Source organism: Hydrogenophaga sp., from assembly GCF_022844385.1.
GTDB lineage: Bacteria > Pseudomonadota > Gammaproteobacteria > Burkholderiales > Burkholderiaceae_C > Hydrogenophaga.
Window position 1 is genome coordinate 1 of sequence record NZ_JALHLX010000197.1, and the last position, 4659, is coordinate 4659.

Here is a 4659-nt window from a genome sequence, read left to right on the forward strand (position 1 = left end):
GGCGTGTCCATCTCCGCGTCTCTTTCAAAGGTCAAAGTTAAAAAACCGTTCACACCACCCAAGACTCACTGCACGATCAGCTTGAAGCTGCTGTAGTGGTCTTCGGTGTAATAACAAGCGTCAGGCGCCTTGGGCTGCAATCCACCACACACGATCCGTCTCGCGCCCCGGTGACTCAGACCCGGCGTGGGCACCGTGTATTCACGGTAAAACCCCCGCCGCTGGCTTGGCAGCAACCGTTCCCGGTTGCCAAACACCGTGCCGTCTTTTTCATACCGGAATGGCCCGCCTTGCCGGATCTGTTCCATCACCTTCCGGCCCTGCACTGGCAGGCTGGATTCGGTGAGGGAGACGCCGTTCGCGTCGGGAGTTGCCTGGTTTGCCGGTGTTCGAGCCTGCACCAAAAAGGTGCCCAGCGATGCCGTCAGAACCAGCGCCAAGGCCAGTGAGGCCACGACCTTGACATTCCCGATCCGCACCCGGATCCGCTTCAGGTCCATGAAATCCCTTGCTCCTGATGCAATCAACCCGCCACCAACACCTCTCAAACTCACCGCTTCTCGCGGGATCTGCAGGGGTGTTGCGGGCGGGTTAACCCTGTATTCCAAGCGCGCTAGTGTGCCTGAGGCGGCCCGAAAACGCAAGCGGTTGCTGAAAAATCGGGCAAATCGCAGGGCCTGGAATGTGAAAAAAAGTTAGTACTTGCTTTTTCTCAAGGCATCAACGGGAAACGTTGGCGTCGGCCACGGTGAGGGCTGTCATGTTCACGATGCGGCGCACCGTGGCGCTCGCCGTGAGGATGTGTACCGGTTTGTCGGCACCCAACAGCACCGGGCCGATGGCGATGTTGCCGCCGGCCGCGGTCTTGAGCAGGTTGTAGGCGATGTTGGCCGCGTCCATGTTGGGGAGCACGAGCAAATTCGCCGCACCCTTGAGGGTGGAGTTCGGCATCATTCTGGCGCGCGCCTCGGGGTCCAGTGCCACATCTCCGTGCATTTCGCCGTCGACCTCCAGCCAGGGCGCTTGCTCACGCAGCAACTCCAGCGTGCGGCGCATCTTGATGGCGCTGGGCTCGTTGCTCGACCCGAAATTGGAGTGCGACAGCAGCGCGGCCTTGGGCTGCAGGCCGAAGCGCAGCATTTCTTCGGCCGCCATCACCGTGATCTCGCACAGCTGCTCGGGCGTGGGATCGTGGTTGACGTGGGTGTCGACCAGGAACACCTGACGGCCCGGCAGCATCAGGCCGTTCATGCAGGCGTAGATGCGCACATCTTGCGCCGTGCTCGGGCTGCCGCCGACGCGCTTGCCGATCACCTGGTCGATGTATTGCAGGTGGTTGTGGGTGGAGCCCCAAGTGCCGCAGATCAGGCCATCGACCTCACCTTTGTGCAGCAGCATCGAGCCGATCAGCGTGAGGCGGCGGCGCATCTCGATCTTCGCAAGTTGCTGGGTCACGCCCTTGCGCTCGGTCATGCGGTGGTAGGTCTGCCAGAAGTCGCGGTAGCGATCGTCTTGTTCGACGTTGACGATGTCGTAGTCGAGTTCCTCGCGCAGGCGCAGGCCGAACTTCTCGATGCGCTGCGCGATGATGGCCGGGCGGCCGATCAGCGTGGGGCGGGCCAGGCCTTCGTCCACCACGATCTGGCAGGCACGCAGCACGCGTTCTTCTTCACCTTCGGCGTAGGCCACGCGTTTGCGCGCGGCGGTTTTGGCGGCGGCGTAGATCGGTTTCATGATCGTGCCGGAGGCGAACACGAAGCTCTGCAGGCGTTCGCGGTAGGCCGCCATGTCGGTGATGGGGCGCAGGGCCACGCCGCTCTCGGCGGCGGCCTGGGCCACGGCCGGCGCGATCTTCATCATCAGGCGCGGATCGAACGGCTTGGGGATCAGGTATTCGGGGCCGAAGGCCAGCTGTTCACCAGCGTAGGCGGCGGCCACCACCTCGCTCTGCTCGGCCTGGGCGAGTTCGGCGATGGCGTGCACCGCGGCGATCTCCATCTCGTCGGTGATGGTGGTCGCACCGCTGTCGAGCGCGCCGCGGAAAATGTAGGGGAAGCACAGGACGTTGTTGACCTGGTTCGGGTAATCGGTGCGACCCGTGGCCATGATGATGTCGCTGCGCACCGCGTGCGCGTCCTCGGGGGCGATCTCGGGGTTCGGGTTGGCCAGCGCGAAGATCACCGGCCGGGGTGCCATCGACGCCACCATCGCGGGCTTGAGCACGCCGCCGGCCGAGAGGCCGAGGAACACGTCTGCGCCCTCGATCACCTCGGCGAGCTTGCGCTTGTCGGTCTTCTGCATGTACTGGCGCTTGTCGTCATCCATGAGCTCCTCGCGGCCCTCATAGACCACGCCGGCCAGATCGGTGACGAACACGTTCTCGCGCTTCAGGCCGACTTTGAGCAGCAGGTTCAGGCAGGCCAGCGCTGCTGCGCCCGCACCCGAGGTGACCAGCTTGACCTGGCCAATGTCCTTGCCCGCGACCTTCAGCCCGTTGAGCATGGCCGCCGCCACCGTGATGGCTGTGCCGTGCTGGTCGTCGTGGAACACAGGGATCTTCATGCGCTTGCGCAGCTCGCGCTCCACATAGAAGCAGTCCGGCGCCTTGATGTCCTCGAGATTGATCGCGCCGAAGGTCGGCTCCAGCGCGGCGATGATTTCGACCAGCTTGGCCGGGTCTTTCTCGTCGATCTCGATGTCGAACACGTCGACGCCGGCAAACTTCTTGAACAGAACGGCCTTGCCTTCCATCACTGGCTTGGCGGCCAGCGGGCCGATGTCGCCCAGGCCCAGCACCGCAGTGCCGTTGGTGATGACGCCGACCAGGTTGCCACGGCTGGTGTACTTGAAGGCATTGACCGGGTCGGCCACGATTTCTTCACACGGAGCAGCCACGCCAGGCGAATACGCCAGGGCCAGATCGCGCTGGTTGGTGAGCTGCTTGGTGGCGGCAATCGCCACCTTGCCGGGGGTCGGAAACTCGTGGTACTCGAGTGCGGCTCGGCGCAGCTCGGCGCGCTTGTTCTCGGGGCTGTTGTCCATGCTCATGATCTTGTCTCCGGTCGTGCTGAATTCTTGCTATGTGAAAGCGAGTTGCGCATTCTAGTTCCGTGCCCGGGAAAACCCCAGTCCGCAATACTGCGTAGCGCGTGGCAGCCGTCGTGACTTTTCGGGAGGGAATACCGGATGCCTTGGCGCAAAAAAAGCCCCGCGGGTGCGGAGCTTGTGGGGTGGCTCATGAGGCCGATCAGCTCAACGAACCCATCTGGCTTTGCAGGTAGTTGGGCAGGCCGACCTTGTCGATCAGCTCGATCTGGGTTTCCAGGAAGTCGATGTGCTCTTCGGTGTCGTCCAGGATGCCTTGCAGCAGGTCGCGCGAAACGTAGTCGCGCACGGTTTCGCAGTGGGCAATGCCGTCCTTGATGGTCTTCTGTGCACCGGTTTCCAGCGCCAGGTCGCTGCGCAGGATCTCGGGCACGTCCTCGCCGATGTTGAGCTTGCCCAGGTCCTGCAGGTTGGGCAGGCCGTCCAGCGTGAAGATGCGGTCCATCAGCTTGTCGGCGTGCTTCATCTCGCCGATCGACTCCTCGTATTCCTTGGCGGCCAGCTTGTCCAGGCCCCAGTGCTTGAGCATGCGGTAGTGGACGAAGTACTGGTTGATCGCGGTCAGCTCGTTCTTGAGCTGCGCTTGAAGATGCGAGATGGCTTGGGGGTCGCCTTTCATGGCTGTTCCTTTCGAGTGATGAATTCAGTGGCCCATTGTGCGCGCCGAGCGTGGCGCAATCGATTTGCCCGTCGGGCTTGTGCGCCCAAACGCTCAGCGCTGCAGCCGTACCTGTGGGCGCAGGCGCTCCACGTCGTTCACCAGGCACAGCCCGGTGCCGGGTGTGAGCAAGGCGGCCGAACCGGCGGCCACGGCCCAGGTGAAAGCGTCGGGCAAGGACTCGCCGCGCTGCAGGGCCCACACAATGGCTCCCACAAAGCTGTCGCCCGCGCCGACCGAGCTGGCCACGGTGATGGGCAGCGCCTGCGCGCCCCAGGCGCCGTCTCTCGTGACCAGCAGCGCGCCTTGCTCACCCAGCGTGAGCGCCACCACTTCGGCGCGGCCCTCGTCCACCAGCGCTTGTGCAGCCGCGCGCCATTGGGCGGGGGTGTCCAGCGGCCGTTGCGTGAGGTCGCGCAGTTCGCTCAGATTGGGTTTGACGAGGTAGACCCCTGCGGCCACACCCGCCGCCAGCGCCGGCCCGGAGCTGTCGAGCACCAGACGCGATCCGCGCGAACGCACGATGTCCGCCAGCCGGGCATAAAAATCGGTCGGCACGCCGGGCGGCAGGCTGCCGCTGGCGACCACAAACGCCGGCAGGTGCGGCAGGGACTCGATGGCGGCCAGGGATGCCCGCCACTCGGCTTCTGTCAACGTGGGGCCGGGCAGCACGAAGCGGAACTCGGCGCCGGTGTCCAGCGCCTGCACAGTGAAGTTTTCGCGCGTGTCGTCGGCCAGCGCAATGCGCCGCACCGGCAAACCCGCCGCCTGGAGGTGGCTCACCAGCCAGTCGCCCGCCGGGCCGCCAGCGGGAAAGAGGGCGCTGCTGCGTCCGCCCAGGCGCTGCACCACGCGCGCAACGTTCAGGCCACCGCCGCCCGCGTCGCGCCGTGCCG

4 protein-coding genes are annotated in these 4659 nt (G+C 64.8%); all 4 read right to left on the minus strand.

Translation table 11 applies throughout. The annotated features are described in order from the left end of the window. Positions 1-65 precede the first annotated feature (65 nt). Positions 66-500: a ribonuclease domain-containing protein gene (locus Q0C59_RS18825; RefSeq protein ID WP_291218450.1), complete on the minus strand. Its 435-nt coding sequence runs from the start codon at positions 498-500 to the stop codon at positions 66-68. A gap of 220 nt (positions 501-720) precedes the next feature. Next, positions 721-3048, minus strand: coding sequence for an NADP-dependent malic enzyme (locus tag Q0C59_RS18830; RefSeq protein ID WP_291218452.1), 2328 nt, complete (start codon positions 3046-3048; stop codon positions 721-723). A gap of 199 nt (positions 3049-3247) precedes the next feature. Then, positions 3248-3724, minus strand: a complete 477-nt coding sequence (gene bfr, locus Q0C59_RS18835; protein WP_291218454.1) for a bacterioferritin — start codon at positions 3722-3724, stop codon at positions 3248-3250. Positions 3725-3817: 93 nt separating this feature from the next. Further along, positions 3818-4659 (minus strand): 1-phosphofructokinase family hexose kinase (locus Q0C59_RS18840; RefSeq protein ID WP_291218457.1); only part of this gene is annotated, 842 nt, incomplete at its 5' end.

What these genes read in the sequence shown, in the direction of transcription:
- Q0C59_RS18830 (WP_291218452.1), bottom strand. Translation starts at nt 3,048, where the DNA reads ATGAGCATGGACAACAGCCCCGAGAACAAGCGCGCCGAGCTGCGCCGA.
- bfr (WP_291218454.1), bottom strand. Translation starts at nt 3,724, where the DNA reads ATGAAAGGCGACCCCCAAGCCATCTCGCATCTTCAAGCGCAGCTCAAG.
- Q0C59_RS18825 (WP_291218450.1), bottom strand. Translation starts at nt 500, where the DNA reads ATGGACCTGAAGCGGATCCGGGTGCGGATCGGGAATGTCAAGGTCGTG.